Annotated in this window: 13 protein-coding genes; 6 read left to right on the plus strand and 7 right to left on the minus strand. The window is 67.4% G+C overall.

Annotation, left to right across the window (positions count from 1 at the left end):
• Nucleotides 1-1,654 (plus strand): serine/threonine-protein kinase PknH/PknJ (locus AC5Y3Z_RS21130; RefSeq protein WP_499918500.1); only part of this gene is annotated, 1,654 nt, incomplete at its 5' end.
• A gap of 3 nt (nucleotides 1,655-1,657) precedes the next feature.
• On the opposite strand, the gene abmR is transcribed toward AC5Y3Z_RS21130, so the two are convergent.
• Nucleotides 1,658-2,227, minus strand: coding sequence for an ATP-binding transcription factor AbmR (abmR, locus tag AC5Y3Z_RS21135; RefSeq protein WP_463826669.1), 570 nt, complete (start codon nucleotides 2,225-2,227; stop codon nucleotides 1,658-1,660).
• Between the two features lie 268 nt (nucleotides 2,228-2,495).
• A complete protein-coding gene (locus AC5Y3Z_RS21140) occupies nucleotides 2,496-3,611 on the minus strand; it encodes an adenylate/guanylate cyclase domain-containing protein (protein ID WP_463826670.1) in 1,116 nt (371 codons plus the stop codon).
• Nucleotides 3,612-3,734: 123 nt separating this feature from the next.
• On the opposite strand from AC5Y3Z_RS21140, the gene AC5Y3Z_RS21145 reads away from it, so the two are divergent.
• Nucleotides 3,735-4,232: a DNA-deoxyinosine glycosylase gene (locus AC5Y3Z_RS21145; protein WP_463826671.1), complete on the plus strand. Its 498-nt coding sequence runs from the start codon at nucleotides 3,735-3,737 to the stop codon at nucleotides 4,230-4,232.
• Here AC5Y3Z_RS21145 and AC5Y3Z_RS21150 read toward each other — a convergent pair.
• Nucleotides 4,227-5,615, minus strand: coding sequence for an amidase (locus AC5Y3Z_RS21150; RefSeq protein WP_463826672.1), 1,389 nt, complete (start codon nucleotides 5,613-5,615; stop codon nucleotides 4,227-4,229). The genes AC5Y3Z_RS21145 and AC5Y3Z_RS21150 overlap by 6 nt on opposite strands.
• 56 nt (nucleotides 5,616-5,671) lie before the next feature.
• Here AC5Y3Z_RS21150 and AC5Y3Z_RS21155 point away from each other — a divergent pair, with 56 nt between their 5' ends.
• Entirely contained in the window at nucleotides 5,672-6,094 is a 423-nt protein-coding gene (locus AC5Y3Z_RS21155; protein WP_463826673.1) for an HIT family protein, read from the plus strand.
• 163 nt (nucleotides 6,095-6,257) lie between these two features.
• Nucleotides 6,258-10,220: a diguanylate cyclase domain-containing protein gene (locus AC5Y3Z_RS21160; RefSeq protein ID WP_473140170.1), complete on the plus strand. Its 3,963-nt coding sequence runs from the start codon at nucleotides 6,258-6,260 to the stop codon at nucleotides 10,218-10,220.
• An 11-nt stretch (nucleotides 10,221-10,231) separates the two neighbouring features.
• Here the strand turns inward: AC5Y3Z_RS21160 and AC5Y3Z_RS21165 are convergent, their stop codons facing one another.
• The 3 genes from AC5Y3Z_RS21165 to AC5Y3Z_RS21175 are packed head-to-tail and all read right to left on the minus strand — an operon-like array spanning nucleotide 10,232 to nucleotide 13,248.
• A complete protein-coding gene (locus AC5Y3Z_RS21165; RefSeq protein WP_463826675.1) occupies nucleotides 10,232-11,263 on the minus strand; it encodes an LLM class flavin-dependent oxidoreductase in 1,032 nt (343 codons plus the stop codon).
• Nucleotides 11,264-11,299: 36 nt separating this feature from the next.
• Nucleotides 11,300-12,418: an FAD-binding protein gene (locus tag AC5Y3Z_RS21170; RefSeq protein ID WP_463826812.1), complete on the minus strand. Its 1,119-nt coding sequence runs from the start codon at nucleotides 12,416-12,418 to the stop codon at nucleotides 11,300-11,302.
• A 2-nt stretch (nucleotides 12,419-12,420) separates the two neighbouring features.
• Nucleotides 12,421-13,248: a uracil-DNA glycosylase gene (locus tag AC5Y3Z_RS21175; protein WP_463826676.1), complete on the minus strand. Its 828-nt coding sequence runs from the start codon at nucleotides 13,246-13,248 to the stop codon at nucleotides 12,421-12,423.
• Nucleotides 13,249-13,341: 93 nt separating this feature from the next.
• Between AC5Y3Z_RS21175 and tap the strand changes: the two genes are divergently transcribed.
• A complete protein-coding gene (gene tap / locus AC5Y3Z_RS21180; RefSeq protein ID WP_463826677.1) occupies nucleotides 13,342-14,601 on the plus strand; it encodes a multidrug efflux MFS transporter Tap in 1,260 nt (419 codons plus the stop codon).
• Nucleotides 14,602-14,646: 45 nt separating this feature from the next.
• The gene (locus tag AC5Y3Z_RS21185; protein ID WP_463826813.1) at nucleotides 14,647-15,966 is read left to right on the plus strand and encodes an FAD-binding oxidoreductase; all 1,320 of its coding nucleotides are present in this window, start codon (nucleotides 14,647-14,649) and stop codon (nucleotides 15,964-15,966) included.
• A gap of 68 nt (nucleotides 15,967-16,034) precedes the next feature.
• Here AC5Y3Z_RS21185 and AC5Y3Z_RS21190 read toward each other — a convergent pair whose 3' ends face one another.
• Entirely contained in the window at nucleotides 16,035-17,438 is a 1,404-nt protein-coding gene (locus tag AC5Y3Z_RS21190) for a serine/threonine-protein kinase (protein WP_463826678.1), read from the minus strand.
• Between the last annotated feature and the right edge of the window lie 164 nt (nucleotides 17,439-17,602).

The following is a 17,602-nucleotide window of genomic DNA, read 5'->3' on the forward strand; positions in this document are numbered from 1 at the left end:
TGTTGTACCCATTCACGACTACGGCGAAATCGACGGCCAGATGTTTCTGGAAATGCGTCTGGTCGAGGGCACCGACCTGGACAACATCCTCAAGCGGTACGGCCCGCTGACCCCACCGCGCGCGGTGGCCATCATCACCCAGATCGCCTCGGCCCTGGACGCCGCGCACGCCGCCGGCGTCATGCACCGCGACGTCAAGCCGCCTAACGTACTGGTCACCCGCGACGACTTCGCCTATCTGGTCGACTTCGGCATCGCCAGCGCCACCACCGACGAGAAACTCACCCAACTGGGCACCGCCGTCGGCACCTGGAAATACATGGCGCCCGAACGGTTTTCCAACGACGAGGTCACCTACCGCGCCGACATCTACTCCCTGGCCTGCGTGCTCTTCGAATGCATGACCGGGGGGGCGCCCTACCGCGCGGACAGCGCCGGCATGTTGGTGACGGCTCATCTGATGGATCCGATCCCGCAGGTCAGTGCCGCGCGCGCCGGCATCCCCAAGGCCTTCGACGCCGTGATCGCGCGTGGCATGGCTAAAAAGCCCGAAGACCGCTACTCCAGCGCCGGCGACTTCGCCCTGGCCGCGCACGAAGCGCTCAGCAGCCCCGACCAGGACCACGCCGACAAGATCGTGCGCCGCAGCCAGGAAGCCGTCCTGCCCGGTGCCCCCACCGTGCTGCCGCCGACCATGGCCGCCGGGTCCGTGCCGCCGCCGCCGCGGACTCCGCCACCCCCGTCGCCGCCGCGACCGCAGCAGTCGGGTCCCCAGTATCCGGGCGGGTCCGGACCGTCGGGTCCGATCCCGCAGCAACGGCCGGCCTGGGCGGGCTCGAGCGGCCCGATCGCCGCACCGAATCAGCCGCCGCATCCGCAGTACTTCCAGGGCGGTGGCCCGCTACCGCCACACCCGTCGGGACCGGTCCCCGCCTGGAACCCGGGACAGCAACCGCCGCCACGCAAACGGAACCTGTGGCCCATCCTGGCCGCCGTCGCGGTCGTCGTGGTTGTCCTGATCGGCGGCATCGGTATCTGGCTGGTCAACCAGTCGGAGCCGACCAAGCCGAAGCCGCCGATCTCCGAGGACCGGCTGAATTCACTGTTGCTCACCTCGTCGGAGATCAACTCGGTGATGAGTGCGTCGACCATGCAACCCGGCAAGCCGATCACGACGATGGACAACTCGCCGGTGACGCTGTCGCAGCCGGACTGCCAGGGAGCGATGTATACCAGTCAGGGACCGGTGTACTCCGGATCCGGTTACACCGGGCTGAACGGCCTGATTCTGTCGGAGCCGGGCGACAACAACGACCACTGGGTCAACGAGGCCGCGATCGCCTTTCCGACCGCCGACAAAGCGGAATCGATTGTGCGAGCCCAGTTCACCAAGTGGAAGACGTGCGCCGGGAAGACGATTACGGCCACCAACAAGGGCAAGACCTACCGGTGGACCTTCTCGGAGGTCGTGGGCAGCCCACCGAAGATCACAGTGATGAACACCCAGGAAGGCGCCAACGGTTGGGAATGCCAGCGGGCGATGGGTGTGGCGAACAACATCATCGTGGACGTCAATGCCTGCGGGTTCAAGATCACCAACCAGGGTGGTCAGATCGTCGACAAGATCTTCGCCAAGATCGACAAAGAAAAGTAGTCGCTAGTTCGACGACGACGGTGGCGCCAGGTCGGGCCCCTGGGCGCGTAAGTCATCCACCGCGGACATGGCACTGCGCAGCTTGGCCAGCCACTCCTCGGTGTGTTCGCCGACCAGTCTGACCGACCAGGCCAGCGCATCCGCGCGGGAGCGTGCGACGCCGGCATCGACCAAGGTGTCCAGCACCTGGCGTTCGGGTTGCTTGAGCCGCGTCATCACCGGAACCGCGATGTGGGTGAACAACTTTCGTTCCCCGTTGACCTCGACGCCCCAGGACACCTTGCGCCCGAAGCGGGCCTGCGCTTCGTCGGCGATGGCCATCCGTTCCGGCCGAGTTTCCTTTCGGAATCGCGACGCCCGGCCCTCGGCACGTTCGGCGCTTTCGTCGGCCGCGCCGAGTCTGCCGACGACGGTGATTTCCTCCCGATCGACGACGACTTCGGGATCGCCGTCGAACCAGCTTTCAGGGATCCGTCCGGCGAACCACTCGGCCGCACCCGTTGCGTCGGGTTGGTCGGCCTGCTGCCAGCCGCCGGGGCGGCCGTGCCGCCGTCCATGATGGTGAATGCTCATGATTACATCATTACATGATTACTAAGTTCGTCGAATGTATTTCGCGCTCGGCGAACCTCCCCCACCGCTCCCGGGCGCCCGATGCGACCTTGAGAACCGTTGCGATCCGGCAGGTCCAGTTGTATTTTTGGTAACGAAGCAGGCCCGGAAGTGACCGAATCTCAAGTGCCGGACGCAGGGGTAAGACCCGGCCGCGTCAGACCCGCGCAAGACGGAGTCGGTGACGCCCCCCAGAGTCACACCGGGCCTGCCCATATGCGAGACCGGCTCACCCGCCCTGCCGAACCCGAAAGACTTTCGTCTCGTTCTTGATGCCCTTGAGGCGGCGCGCACCGGCGAAGGACCACTCGAAACCGTCGTCGCCGGAATCGGTCTGCAGCGCCTCCCGGGTCGACTCGGCGACCAGAACTGTGCCCGGGCGCGCCACCCCGGTGACCCGGCTTGCCGTGTTGACCGGACTGCCGAACCAGTCACCGGCCCGGCTCACCGCCATCCCGGACGCGACCCCGGCCCGGAGCCGGGGAAAGTCGTCGTCGGTGTCCACCTTCTCCACCAGCTCGAGCATGGTGTTCAGCAACGGCGCCGGCTCGGGGCTGACGAACATCACCGCGTCACCGATCGTCTTGATGAACCGCACCGGCGGGGCGGTCAGGTCGCGTGCGAGGTCGGCCAACCGGTTCGCGAGTTGCCCGAGTTCCTCGGCCGAGATCACCTCGCCCAACTTGGTGAATCCGACCAGGTCGGCAAACGCGATCGTGACCGCGCGGGCACCCGGCAGCGGCTGACCGGCTGCCCGCTCACCGGCACTGACCGCCTCGGTCTCCATCATGTGCCGCAGGTGCATGAACAGCATTTCCCGGATCATCGGCCCGAGCAGCGGGGTGATCTTGCTGATCAGCTCCTTCGACGCTTTCGCGATCTCCACTTCGCTGAGCCCGGGGCGCATGATCGCCGACAGCGCGGCGTGCCGCATCACCTCGGCGGCGTGCGACAAGCCCTCGGCGAGCACCCGCACGACAGCGATCACCTGGTCGGGCGGCAAGCCCAACTCGATGAACTGCTGGGCCGTCGCGGCGGCTTCGACGTCGGCGCGCATGTGGACCACGGCGTCGGGGTCGTCCACCCGGGCCAGGCCGATCGCGCGCTGAATCCGTTGCAGCAGCTCGAGATCGATGCCGTGACTCTCGCTGATCTCCCGGGTGGAGACGTAGGTGCCGTCGTCACCGATCAGATGGCGGCTCGCCAGCAGCAGCGGCGGGCTGGACGAACGGATCTCCTCGGCGGTGATGCCCTGCTCCTGCAGCCACCCCACCAGCTCTGCGCGCTCCGCGCGCTGCTCACCGGCCAACCCGTCGAGCAGATCGTCGTCCACGTCCTCAGCCATTTGGTCAACGTATAACGACGGGTGGCGATTCGATGCGCCCGCCGCGCGACCCACGCACCGACGGATACCCTGACAACAGCAACGTTCGCCATGACAGCGTTACCCGGGGTACCCACCGAGACAATGACGACCACACCGCAGCTGCATGGACTGCCGCCGGTTATCGACAACCGGGCCACCACCCTGATCCTGGGCTCGTTTCCGAGCGCCCAGTCGCTGGCCGTACAGCAGTACTACGCGAACCCGCGCAACGCGTTCTGGACCATCCTTGGCGAAATCTTCGGATTCGACTGCACAGCAACGTATTCCCGACGACTGGCCAACCTGCAGGATCGGGCGGTGGCACTGTGGGATGTGTTGCACGCCTGCCACCGATTGGGCAGCCTGGACTCCGCAATCGATCCGAAAAGCCTGGTAATCAACGATTTTACTGAGCTATACGCCAAATACCCTGCCATCCAACGGGTTTACTTCAACGGTGCGAAGGCGGCCGACTTGTACAGGCGCTTCGTCGGTGACCGCGCCGGCGTCGATTGCCGGCGGCTGCCGTCGACCAGCCCGGCGCACGCCACCAAACCCGGGGTGAAACTGGCCGCCTGGCGGGCGCTGAACAGCTCATGACACCGGTGGGCGCCGCTGCGCCCACGGTCGGGCCGCTTCGAGTTGCGCCGACAACGACAGCAGCGTCGCCTCGTCGTAGGGCCGGCCGACCAACTGCACCGACATCGGCAGGCCCTCGTCGTCGAAGTCCCACGGCACCACGGCGGCGGGCTGGCCGGTGAGGTTCCACACCTGCTGAAACGGAACCCGTTGGCCCACCAGCAACAACGTCGAGATCCCGCCGCGGCGCTGGTAGGCGCCGACCCGCGACGGGCCGGCCGCGGTGCCCGGAGTCACCACCACGTCGACGTCCTGGAAGATCGACTGGATCCGCCGGCTCAAACCGACCTCGGCCTCGCGCAGCGCGGTCATCCGCCGGTCAGAGAAGAACGAACCCATTCGCGCGATGGTGCGGGTCCGCGGCTCCAGCCGCTCGGGATGCGCCTGCGCGTCGGCGTCGTCGCTGATGCCCCGCAACATTCGGGGCAGATAGTTCGCGTAGAGCGACGGCGGATACTGCGGATCGCGAACGATCACCTCGTGGCCCAGGTCGCGCAGCAACGCACCCGCTTGCTCGAGCGCGGTCAACTGGGCCTGGCCCACCCGGACCGGCATCGGCGTCGGCACCTTGGTGCTCAACGCAATTCGCAGCCGTCCGGGACTGCGCGTCGCCGCCGCGACGAACTCGCCGTCGGGCCCGGGCACCGTCGTCGTCGCATCCAGGAACAACGCCGCATCCAGCACCGAACGCGCGATGGGACCGATGACGCTCAACCCTTCCCAGGCGTCGTCGTGCGGCTCCAGCGAGACCCGGTCCCGTTGCGGTTTGAGTCCGAACAATCCGCACCAGGTCGCCGGGATACGGATGGACCCGCCGCCGTCGGAACCCAACGCCAGCGGCGCCAGTCCGGCAGCGACCGCCGCCGCGCTACCGCCGCTGCTGCCGCCCGGCGTGCGACGCGGGTTCCACGGGTTGCGCGTCGCGCCGAACGTCAGCGACTCGGTGAACGGCATGATCATCAGTTCGGGCACCGCGGTCTTGCCGATCACGACCGCGCCCGCCGCCCGCAGCCGGCGCACCACCTCGGCGTCGTCGGTTACCGGCGGGCCGTGCGCGCCGCTGCCGTAGGTGGTCGCCTCACCGGCGACGTCGACATCGTCCTTGATTGCTAGCGGCACCCCGAGCAGCGGCCGGCGCACCCCGGCGTCCAGTAGTTGCTGGGCGGTTTCGGCGTCCTTGCGGGCAGCGTCGTAGCGCACCACCCGGTAACAGCGCAGTTCGCTGTCCAGCCGCTCGATGCGTTCCAGGTAGACCTCGAGCAGCTCCGGCGCCGTGACTTCCCCGTCGGCCAGCATGCGCGCTTGTTCGGCCGCGCCGGCGAACGCGAGATCACGAGGGTCCACCGCCGCAGCGTATCGCTGGCTGCGGCCGGACTGTCGCGACCCAGTACGGTGACGGCATGTCCTGCGTGTTTTGTGCGATCGTCGCCGGGGACGCCCCGGCCATCCGGATCTGCGAAGACGACGAGTACCTGGCGTTGTTGGACATCCGGCCGTTCACCCGCGGGCACACCCTGGTCATCCCCAAGAAGCACAGCGTGGACCTCGCCGACACGCCACCACAGACGCTGGCCGGCATGATCACCCTGGGCCAGCGCATCGCGCGGGCCGCCAAAGCCACCGACCTGGCGGACGCTACCAACATCGCGATCAACGACGGCCGGGCCGCCTTCCAGACCGTCCTGCACATCCACCTGCACGTCCTGCCCCGGCGCAGCGGCGACAAGCTGTCGCTGGTGAAAGGCATGGTGCTGCGCCGCGACCCGGACCGGGAGGCCACCGGGCGCATCCTGCGGGACGCGCTGGCCGCGACGAGTTCGTAGCCGGTGGCCGCGTAGTCGCTCGTCATCGAGTCGGACCAGAGTCCGGCAGCTATTCTGTGGGAGCGCGGTGAAGCTCGTCGGTACTTCGCCGAAAATGCGCGCGCGAGCTGGAGCTGGAATGAAGCGCTGGACGGGACTGCCGTGCCCGCTCACCGGGCTGAGCATGGGCGTCAGTTGTGCCGTCGTCCTCGGGTACGGTTTCGCGGCGCTGCTGGTGATCTGCTCTTCGCTGTGCGGCTGGCAGGGTCCCTACGCGACGCGGCCCGTGGTGCAGGTCGTGACCGTGCTGTGCCTCACGTTCGCGAGCAGTTGTGCGGTGGCGGCGGCCCGGCAGGCGGTCGGGCGATTCAGGTTCGGGTGGCTGGCCATGGCGGTGGCACTGACCGGCTGGGCTGTCGGCGAAGTCATCTGGGCCGCGCTGGACGTGCGACCCGAACTCGACCACGCCACCCATCCGGCCGCAGCGGAGTTCGTGCTGCTGCTGTATCCCGTCGGCACCCTCACCGCCTTATTGCTGCTGGCCCAGCCGGCCGGCCACAACCTGTGGCGACTCGTCCTGGACGGCATCATCGTGGCGACATCGCTGTTCGTGGCCTCGTGGGTGTTCGTCCTGGACAAACTGCTGCAAACCAACACCGGTTCGCGGCCCACCACAGTGGTCCACGTCTTCGCCGACGTCACCCTGATGACCACGGCGATCCTGGTGTTGTCCCGGGGCCGCCCCGGCGGCCGCCGCAGCATGACGCTGCTGTCCAGCGGGATTGTGACCATCGGTCTCACCGACATGGTCGTGCTCTTCCAGACCGGCATCGGCAGCTACCACACCGGCGATCTGGTGGACGTCAGCCGGGTGGCGGGTTTGGGCCTGGCGGCGCTGGCCGGACTGGTGAGCGCGCAAGAGTCTGATGTCCCGCCGACGCTCGACGAGATCACCTCGCGGGTACGGCTGTGGCTGCCCTACCTTCCGCTGGTGCTGGCCGCCGCCATCGGGCTGGGCCACGCCCTGCACATGATGCGGCACGGCCCGCTGCTGGTGGGGCTCGGAATTCTGGTGGCGACGGTGCTCATCCGGCAGTTGCTGGTGCTGGTCGAGAACCAGCGCCTGTTGAGCGATGTCGCCCAGGAAGCGTTCCGGGACAGCCTGACCGGGCTGGCCAACCGCGCGAACTTCCTGCACACCTTGGAAGAAGCTGTTTCCCGTCGCCGCCAGCACGCCGCACCGATCGCGGTGATGTGCCTGGACCTGGACGACTTCAAGTCCGTCAACGACGCGCTGGGCCACCCGGCGGGCGACGAATTGCTGGTCCGGGTCGCCGGTCGGCTCACCGCCGCGCTGGATCAGGCGGGCACCGTCGCCCGACTCGGCGGTGACGAATTCGCCGTGCTCGTCGAAGGCCCGGTCGCCGAATCGCACGCCGTGGCACAACGAGTCCTCGACGCGTTCGAGCCGGCGATCGTGATCGACGGCGTCCCCCTGGCCGTCCGACCCAGCATCGGGTTCACCGCGGCGGTCGCCGAGTCCACCGTCACCGTCGACGAGCTGCTGCGCCACGCGGACCTGGCCATGTATGCCGCCAAACGCGAAGGCGGGCAATGCATCCGCAGCTTCGTGCCGGATCTGCCACTGCGCTACGCACTGCCCGAATCGGCCGATTCGGCGATCGCGGCGTTCGAGAACAGCCTCGAAGGCGGCCGGCTGCCCCGAGGTGCCCCGAGCGCCTTCGGATCGGTGAGCGGCTCGGCCAACGCCAGCGCGCTGGCCCGCACCTTCCGGCCGCTCGCCACGGCGGCCAGACCGAAGCCGGACGAAACCTACGAACAACCGCCGAGCGTCCGGTGGCCGCCGCTGGGCATCCGGATCGCGCTGACGCTTCTGACGATCGGTGTGGTCATTTTCGCGGCGTCGTGCTGGCCCGACCCGCGCGCCGACCACACGCCGTTCTTCGCCAACGTCCTTTATCCCGCGCTGAACCTGTTCGCCGCGTCGCTGGTCGCCGTCCGCGGCTACCGCGTCACGGCCGACCGTCCGGCGTGGATCCTGATCGCCGTCGGGATGGCCTCTTCGGCATTCGGCGACATCATCTACACCCGCTGGGTCCACGAAGGTCAGTCGCCGTCGATCGCCGATCCGGCCTATCTGGCGTTCTACCCGCTCACCTACGCCGGTCTGTTACTGCTGATGCGCTTCCGGCTGAAACGGGTGCCCGTCCCGATCCGTCTCGATTCCGTCGTGTGCGGCCTGGCCATGGCGGCCGTCGGCGCCGCGCTGATGGCCGGGCCCATTCACGACGCCGCCTTGCGGGCACCGGCCACCGTGCTGGTGGGACTGGTCTACCCGTGGTTCGACCTGGTGCTGCTGGCGCTGGCCGCCGGGATGCTGCCGATCCTGGGCTGGCGGCACGAATTCCGCTGGGGACTGCTGGCGGCCGGGTTCGTCCTGTTCGCGACGGCCGACACCGCGTACCTGTTCGAGACGTCCGCTAGCGACTATCGGGTCGGCACCATCCTCGACGCGTTCTGGCCCGCCTCCTCGCTGTTGATCGCAGCGGCCAGCTGGGCGGCGTGGTCGTCGGTGCCGCCGCTGCCCAGGCGCGGGTTGGGTCCCTATGTGGCACCGGTGGCATGCACCATCGTCGCGTTGTCCGTCACCGCGGTGGGGCCCGAATCCCGCGCCGCGCAGATTCTGGCGGCGCTGAGTCTGATCGCGGTGGCAGCGCGGTTCTCGGTGACGTTCCGCGAGGTCAGCATCATGGCCGAAACCCACAAGCGGGCCATGACCGATGAGCTGACCACGCTGCCCAACCGGCGGTCGCTGGCCACAGCGCTGACCGAGGTGCCCACTTCTCCGCCGTCCACACCCGTGCTCACCCCCACCCTGAGCACCAGGACCCCGGCCCGTCGCGCGCTGCTGCTGCTGCAACTGCACGAATTCCAGGAGATCAGCGACACGGTCGGCCACCATTTCAGTGACGAGCTGCTGTGCCAGATCGCGAACCGACTGTCCCAGAACGTACGTCGGGAAGATCTGCTCACCCGCGCCGGTGACGACCAGTTCGCGATCCTGCTTGCCGAAGGGGCCGACCTGATCGCGGCGCGCGCACAGGCGGGCCGATTGCTGGAGGCGTTGGGGCACCCGTTCACGCTGGATCCGATGACCGTGCAGGTCGACGCCCGCATCGCCATCGCCCTGTACCCCGACCACTGCGATCATCCGCAGGAGCTGCTGAACCGCGCCGAGATTGCGATCCCGCACGCCAAGTCCACCCGGAGCAAGATCGTGGTGTACGACTCGGCGTACGAGCTGTACCGCGACAACGATCCCAACCTGATCGAGGAACTACGCGTCGCGCTGGTCGACGGCGCCGACCTGACCTGCCATTACCAACCCAAGATCAACGCCCACGACGGCAGCGTGCACAGCGTCGAGGCCTTGCTGCGCTGGCATCATCCCAGCCGCGGGTTGTTGCTGCCGGAGGAGTTCCTGCCCGCCGCCGAACGCGCCGGCCTGATGCGCAAGGTCGCTAACCGTACCGTCAACGTCGCACTCGAGCAGATCCGCAGCTGGCGTGAGCAGGGCCTGCGATTGACCGTCGCGGTGAACCTGTCAACGACGAACCTGCTGGATCTGGACCTGGTGGGCACCATCGAGCAGCAGTTGCGCACCCACGGCCTGCCCGCCGACGCGTTGATCATCGAGATCACCGAGAGCACGCTGGTCGACTCGGAACGGTCCCGCAACACCGTCGCTGCGTTGCAGCAGCTCGGTGTGCGCATTTCGCTGGACGACTACGGCACCGGCTGGTCCTCGCTGGCGCGGCTGCAGGATGTCTCGGTCGACGAGCTCAAACTCGACCGGGTGTTCGTGGCACGACTCGCCCAGGATCCCCGGTCGGTGGCGATCGTGCGATCCACCGTGGCGCTGGCCGCCAGTCTGGGCGCCGACCTGGTGGCCGAGGGCGTCGAAGACGAGGCGACCCTGCGCGCGCTGCGTCAGTACGGCTGCACCATCACCCAGGGTTTCGTGCACAGCCCGCCGCTGCCGGCGGCTGATCTGCAGCGATGGATCGAGAGGCACGTGCCCGATCCGGCGGCGAACAATCCGCCGCCGTCCGCCACGTTGGCGTAAGACGGGCCGGGTCAGAACAGCTCTTTGGCGAGCAGCTCCAGCGTCGCCACCCGGGCGGGTGCGGTCGCCGGGTCGGTGCCGCGGTGTGCCGAGGCGACCGGATGCACCATCACCTCGTCGACCTCGAACCGCTCGGCCAACACACGCAGCTGCTCGGCCGCCTCGGCGGGTGCGCCGACCACAGCGCGGCGCAACCCACTGTCGACGATGTGCTGCTCGGGCGGCGTCAACTGCGCCCCGCGGGCCTCCTCGACCAACGGCACCGGTCCGAGCGGTTTCCCGGTGCGCAACCGAGCCATCATCTGCAGGTTGGGCAGGATCAAATCCGTTGCCTCGTCCCGGGTTTCGGCGACGGCGGCATTGACGGTCAGGAAGGTCAGCGGTTCGGCCGTGAGGTCGCTGGGACGAAAATGCGAGCGGTAATACTGCAGCGCCTCCTCGGTGCCCTGACCGGAGAAGTGATGGGCGAATACATACGGCAGCCCCTTGGCAGCTGCCAGCCGCGCCGAATACATCGACGAGCCCAGCAACCACAACCGCGGCTCACTGACCGCGGCCGGAGTCGCCTTGAGCGTGTAATCCCCCGAACGCAGCGGCACCCGCACTCCGTGGGCGCTCATCAGCGCGACCACATCGTCGAGGTAGTCCGGGAAGTTCGCGATGTCGCTGTCGTCCTTCCCGCCACGCAGCGCGTAGGACGTGACCGGATCGGAGCCGGGGGCACGGCCGATGCCAAGGTCGATACGGCCCGGCGCGGCGGCCTCCAGCAGCGCGAACTGCTCGGCGACGGTCAACGGCGCGTGGTTGGGCAACATCACCCCACCCGAACCCAGCCGCAGCTGCCGGGTCTGCGCGGCGAGATAGGCGATGAGCACCGGCGGATTGGTCGCACCCACTGATGGCATGTTGTGGTGTTCGGCGATCCAGTACCGGGTGAAACCCAGACGGTCGGCGGTCTGCGCCAGCGACACGGTGGCCGCCAGCGCGTTCCCGGTGGACTGGTCGGTGCGCACCGGGACGAGATCAAGAACGGAAAGGCGCACGACGGGAACAACGCGTTCGGCGGCAGGAACCTTCCCTCAGTAGTTCATCAACGTGATCGAGTTCACGATCAGGTCGAACTGTTCCTGCGAAATGGGTGCGCCACCCGGGATGCTGTCGGTGGCCAGGAACTGGGTGCGTTCGGTGTAGGCGCGAAAGCGCTTGAAATAGTTGGCGAATCCGAGTCCGTGATCGAGGCGGGCCAGCTTGAGTTCGCCGGCCAGAATGGTGGCGCCCAGCAGCGCCAGACTGGTCCCCTGGCCCGACATCGGCGAGGAGCAATAGCCGGCGTCGCCCACCAGCACCACCCGTCCGATCGACCAGTGATCCATCACGATCTGCGCCATCTCGTCGAAATAGAAATCCGGCGCGGATCGCATCAGCTCGAGCAACTGCGGACGGACCCACCCGTCGTCGGCCATTCGCCTGTCCAGCTCGGCGAACTGAAGTTCCCTGTCGCGGTAGTCGATTCGCACGTCGGGTTCCATGAATCCGAGCATTGCCCGCGCCTCGGAGTTGTTGCGCGCGCTGTACACGCCCGCCATGCTCGTGTCGCCGTAGTGCCACATCTGCCAGTAGTCCAGTTCCAGGAAGTTCGGCACGGTGAAGATCGCCGCGTACGTTCCCAGTCGCTTCTTGAAACGGTCCTCGGGACCGAACACCAGTCGGCGCACGTTCGAGTGCAGGCCGTCCGCGCCGACCACCAGATCGAAGCTGCGGGGGTCGGCATGCTCGAATGTCACGTCGACGGACGGTCCCAGATTGCTGATGGTGACGATGGTGTCGTCGAACAGGAACTCGGTCTTCAATTTGGTTTCGTCGTAAAGCAATCCGATCAGATCGTCGCGCAGCAGTTCGATGTCCTGATTGTCGATCGGCCCACCGGTCGGCGTGGATTCGGTGTCCCTGGACAGTTCGTTGCCGTCACGGTCGACGACGGAAAAACCCTTGATGCGGGTCTTGAGATCCTCGGCGACGGCCCGCAGACCCATCCGATCCAGCACCTCCAGCGCCGGCCCACGCACGTCAATTGCCTGCCCGCCCGGCCGCAGCCCCGGATGACGTTCCACCACAGTGACCGAATAACCATTGCGCCCAAGCCAATACGCCGCAGCGAGGCCCGCCACGCTGGCACCGGACACCAGCACCGATTCCACCATTACCTGATCCCTGCCAGCTTCTTTGCGTCCGCGAACACCTCGTCGAGCATTGCCGGAGTCAACCTACCTGTGAACATGTTCTGCTGGCTCGGGTGGTAGCAGCCGAGGAGGCGCTTGTCGGCAGGCAACTCGGCGACGACCCGGTGACCGAACTTTGGTTTGGGCTTGGGAGCGCCCGTCATCGCCAGGGCGACCTGCCAGGCGAACCCGCCGAGGGCGACCAGCACCCGCACGTGCGCCGACACCAGCCGCCACTCCGCACCCAGCCAGGGCGCGCAGGTATCCCGCTCGGCCGGCGTCGGGGCGTTGGCCGGCGGCGCGCAACGCACCGGGGCGACCAGACGAATCTGCTTGGCCCGCAAGCCGTCTGCGGCGTCGACGCTGGTCGGCTGGTTCACCAACCCGGCCCGGAACAGCGCCGCATAGAGCTGGTCGCCGGACCGGTCGCCGGTGAACATCCGTCCGGTGCGGTTGGCGCCGTTGGCGGCGGGAGCCAGCCCGACGATCAGCAGCCGCGGACGCTCCGAACCCCACCCCGGCACCGGTCGTCCCCAGTACGGCTGTTCGGCGAACGCGCGTCGTTTGGTCACCGCCACGTCCTCGCGCCAGGTGACCAGGCGCGGGCACGCCCGGCACACGCTGCTCTGCGCGTCCAGCTCGGCGATGGACCCCGCTGCCCCCGCCAGCTCGGTGACCTGCGCAGCGTCGGCGGCCACCGGGGTCTGCGGCGTCGCCCTGTCACCCGGCCACCCCGAGCCGGGCGGCACCGGCGAGTCGAAGGCGCGGCCGGTGCGGGGATGGCGGAGCGACACACGTACATCCTGCATTCACCCAGCCGGCGGCGCTCGGCTGCACCGAAATTCGGTGGTTCCGGCGGGTGGTTTACCGCTACATTCGGCCCGACCACATCAAGGGTATCCATGAACGAGAAGAAGCCCGTGAACCACAAGACCCCGGCCCTGCTGGTCCTGTTCGCCACCCTGATGGCAGGTGCGGGCGACGGCATCTCCCTGGTCGCGTTTCCCTGGTTGGTGCTGCAGCGACAGGGCAGCGCGGGACAGGCCTCGATCGTCGCGGGCGCGACCACGCTGCCGCTGCTGTTCTCCACGCTGGTCGCAGGCACCGCGGTGGACTACTTCGGGCGCCGGCGGGTCTCGATGGTGGCCGATGCGCTGTCCGGGGCAGCGGTGGCCGCGGTCCCGGTGGTGGCGTGGGCGTTCGGCGAGCAGGCGGTCAACGTTGCGGTGCTGGCCGGGCTGGGCGCCTGCGCGGCGGCCTTCGACCCGGCCGGCATCACCGCCCGCCAGTCGATGCTGCCCGAGGCCGCCGCCCGGGCGGGGTGGTCGCTGGACCGCGTGAACAGCCTTTACGAGGCGATCCTCAACCTGGCCTTCATGGTCGGTCCGGGGATCGGCGGGCTGATGATCGCAACGGTCGGCGGCATCACCACCATGTGGATCACCGCCGCTGCGTTCGCATTGTCCATCCTGGCGATCTCGGTGCTGCGCCTCGAGGGTGCCGGTAAACCGCTGCATGCCTCGCGGCCCGAGGGTCTGCGGTCGGGGATCTCCGAAGGCTTGCGCTTGGTGTGGAGTTTGCGGGTGCTGCGCACCTTGGCGCTGATCGACCTGGTGGTCACCGCGCTGTACCTGCCGATGGAAAGCGTGCTGTTCCCGAAGTACTTCACCGACCGCAATCAGCCGGGACAGCTCGGGACGGTGCTGATGGCATTGTCGCTGGGCGGGCTGGTGGGTGCGCTGGGTTACGTGGCGCTGGCCCAACGGGTACCGCGCCGGATGATCATGCTGGCCGCGGTCCTGACCCTGGGCGCGGCCGCGGCATTGATCGCGCTGCTGCCGCCGCTGCCGGTGATCCTGGCGCTGGTCGCGGTGGTGGGCGTCGTGTACGGGCCGATCCAGCCGATCTACGCCTACGTCGTGCAGACGCGCACCCCGACGCAGCTGCGCGGCCGGGTGGTCGGCGTGATGACGTCGCTGGCCTACGGCGCCGGTCCGCTGGGTCTGCTGCTGGCCGGCCCGCTGACCGACGCCGCCGGCTTGCACGTCGCGTTCCTGGCGCTGGCGTTGCCGATTCTGGCGACCGGGCTGATCTGCCTGCGGCTGCCGGCGTTGCGGGAACTGGACCGCGCGCCGGAGTTTGCGGTGGATCCAGCGACGTAGGATCGGCGTGTGCTGGAGGACCTCATCGCCGAACTGCCCGACGGGATGGTGATCACCGATCCCGCGGTGACCGAGGGCTACCGACAGGACCGTGCGCTGGACCCTTCGGCGGGCAAACCGCTGGCCGTGGTGCGCCCGCGCCACACTGCAGAGGTGCAGACCGTGCTGCGGTGGGCGGCTGCACACCGGGTGCCGGTGGTGACCCGCGGCGCCGGCAGCGGCTTGTCCGGCGGGGCGACGGCGGTGGACAACGGGATCGTGCTGTCCACAGAGAAGATGCGCGATATCACCGTCGACCCGGTGACCCGTACCGCGGTATGCCAGCCGGGCCTGTTCAACGCCGAGGTGAAGAAGGCCGTCGCCGAGCACGGGCTGTGGTATCCCCCGGACCCGTCGTCGTGGGAGATCTGCAGCATCGGCGGCAATATCGCCACCAACGCCGGCGGGCTGTGCTGCGTGAAGTACGGCGTCACCACCGACTACGTGTTGGGCATGCAGGTGGTGCTGGCCGACGGCACCGCGGTGCGGCTGGGCGGTCCGCGCCTGAAAGACGTTGCCGGACTTTCTCTTACGAAGCTGTTCGTGGGCAGCGAAGGAACGCTGGGCGTGGTCACCGAGGTGACGCTGCGGTTGATGCCAGCCCAGAACCCGTTGAGCGTGGTGGTGGCCAGTTTCGCGTCGGTGGAATCCGCCGTCGATGCGGTGCTCGGCGTCACCGCCCGGCTGCGCCCGGCGATGCTGGAGTTCATGGACTCGGTGGCGATCAACGCCGTCGAGGACACCTTGCGAATGGACCTGGACCGCGGCGCGGCAGCGATGCTGGTGGCCGCTTCCGACGAACGGGGTCGCGCCGGCGCGGAAGATGCCGAGTTGATGGCCACGGTGTTCGCCGAACATGGTGCCACCGAGGTGTTCTCCACCGACGACCCCGACGAGGGGGAGGCGTTCGTCGCCGCCCGCCGGTTCTGCATCCCGGCGGTCGAAGCCAAGGGATCGTTGTTGCTGGAGGACGTGGGGGTGCCACTGCCGGCGCTGGGTTCGCTGGTGACCGGGATTGCGCGCATCGCCGAGGAGCGGGACCTGATGATCTCGGTGATCGCCCACGCCGGGGACGGCAATACGCACCCGCTGCTGGTGTTCGACCCCGACGATGCCGCGATGGCCGAACGCGCCCAGCTGGCGTACGGCGAGATCATGGACCTGGCCGTGGGGCTGGGCGGCACCATCACCGGTGAGCATGGTGTCGGGCGGTTGAAACGGCCCTGGCTGGGCGACTATCTCGGACCTGAGGTGATGGACCTGAACCGGCGGATCAAGGATGCGCTGGATCCGTTGGGGATTCTGAACCCTGGGTCGGGGATCTAGCTGACTGCCCTGGGTGCAGTTTGACCTGCGCCGCTGCCAAGTGCGCGGCGGTTCGGCTCGGCATCTGGTTAGTCGCCTAACCTCCACTCGGGGCAGTAGTGGGTCGCCGCGGTATTGATAAACGCCACAGCAGCGTCCTGTCCGAGGTTGAACTGCTGCCGGACCCAGGCAACAGGGGCGCCTCGTTGATCCTCCATTGCAATACATACATAGTGAGCGCCTTGCACTTCGGCGTCGTCACCCACTAAGGTTTTGTGCCCCTGTCCATGCCAGTCCGCTAAGAATTGTGCGTCCGAGTTCGTTCGCGTCGACGCTGCCTCTTCTGTTGTAGTGGTCGGCGACGACGTCTGGATTTGTAGCAGCTGCGTTGTCAGAGCCGTGGTAGTTGTCTGTCTTCTCGCGATCGTTGTCCTCTGCGTGCGAACATGCTCGAGCGATGCGGTCAGTTCGCCGTGGCTGGAGGCGCCCAACCACCGAAGCAGTAAGAGCAAGAGCAGTAACACGACCGCGCCGAGTATCAGCCACTGTGCTGTGGTGAGGGAGATACGCGGGCCTTGGGCAGGCGCGGGGTCCAATGGTGCCGGTTCTGTCGGCGCGGCCGCGTCGCTGTGTGGGCTTTCGGTTTGGAGATCGCGCCGGCGAGCATGGCCGAAATCTGCTGGTTTACGTAAAGCGGATCTAGCGCTTTTGACGAGCTCGCGGGCAGTCGAGTACCGGTCTTCAGGATTCTTGGCCATCCCAATCGCGATCACCTCGTCCATCGATTGCGGCACTGAGGCGTCCATCGTTGAGGGTCGCGGCGGCGGCGTGGTGAGGTGTCCGACAATTTGCTGCTCGAGGCTGTCCCCGGGGAACGGGCGCTGTCCGGTCAGTGCCTCGTGCAGGACGCACGTCAATGCGTAAATATCGGCGCTGGCATCGGCGGTTCCGGTGTTGAGCCGTTCGGGGGACATGTAGGCCCAGGTGCCTATTGCGATACCGGTGCTGGTCAAACCGGTTTGTTCGGCGGTTCGCGCGATACCGAAATCGATCAGGTAGGCGAAGTCGTCCTGCGCGACCAAGATGTTGGACGGTTTGATGTCGCGGTGAACAAGCCCAATCTCGTGTGCGGCTTGTAGAGCGGAGGCAATTTGTTCGATGATCTTCACCGCTCGGCGCGGCTTTAGAGGCCCGCTCTTCAGCAGTGACAGCAAATCCTGTCCGGCTATTAGTCTCATAGCGATGTATAGCCGGCCATCCGTCTCACCAAAGTCGTAGATCGGGACAACGTGCGGTTCATCGAGCCCGGCGGCACATTGCGCTTCCCGGCGAAACCGCTCCTGAAACGTTCGATCGCTGGCGAAATGGGCTGGCAAAACCTTCAGCGCTACGATGCGATTCATTTGCGAGTCGTGGGCTCGCCACACCTCACCCATGCCACCCTCGCCGACCTTCTCAATCAACTGATAGCGACCGAAGGGTGTTCCATCCATTCGACGAGCTACCTCCCGCGCAGCAATTGATTGTATGAACGATAGCCGCGGTAGGAACAATCGCCGCGGTGTGCTGTCGCGCAGGGTCCCGCAAGCCACGCCAAGGCTTATGATTGGTCGCCCCCCGGCCACCACAAACCCGTCGACGCGAGCGTGAGTCGATA

The organism is Mycobacterium sp. NGS61, assembly GCF_059812325.1.

Coding starts and splice junctions, on each gene's coding strand:
- abmR (WP_463826669.1), bottom strand. CDS start 2,227: ATGAGCATTCACCATCATGGACGGCGGCACGGCCGCCCCGGCGGCTGG.
- AC5Y3Z_RS21140 (WP_463826670.1), bottom strand. CDS start 3,611: ATGGCTGAGGACGTGGACGACGATCTGCTCGACGGGTTGGCCGGTGAG.
- AC5Y3Z_RS21145 (WP_463826671.1), top strand. CDS start 3,735: ATGACGACCACACCGCAGCTGCATGGACTGCCGCCGGTTATCGACAAC.
- AC5Y3Z_RS21155 (WP_463826673.1), top strand. CDS start 5,672: ATGTCCTGCGTGTTTTGTGCGATCGTCGCCGGGGACGCCCCGGCCATC.
- AC5Y3Z_RS21160 (WP_473140170.1), top strand. CDS start 6,258: ATGGGCGTCAGTTGTGCCGTCGTCCTCGGGTACGGTTTCGCGGCGCTG.
- AC5Y3Z_RS21175 (WP_463826676.1), bottom strand. CDS start 13,248: ATGCAGGATGTACGTGTGTCGCTCCGCCATCCCCGCACCGGCCGCGCC.
- tap (WP_463826677.1), top strand. CDS start 13,342: ATGAACGAGAAGAAGCCCGTGAACCACAAGACCCCGGCCCTGCTGGTC.
- AC5Y3Z_RS21185 (WP_463826813.1), top strand. CDS start 14,647: ATGGTGATCACCGATCCCGCGGTGACCGAGGGCTACCGACAGGACCGT.
- AC5Y3Z_RS21190 (WP_463826678.1), bottom strand. CDS start 17,438: ATGGATGGAACACCCTTCGGTCGCTATCAGTTGATTGAGAAGGTCGGC.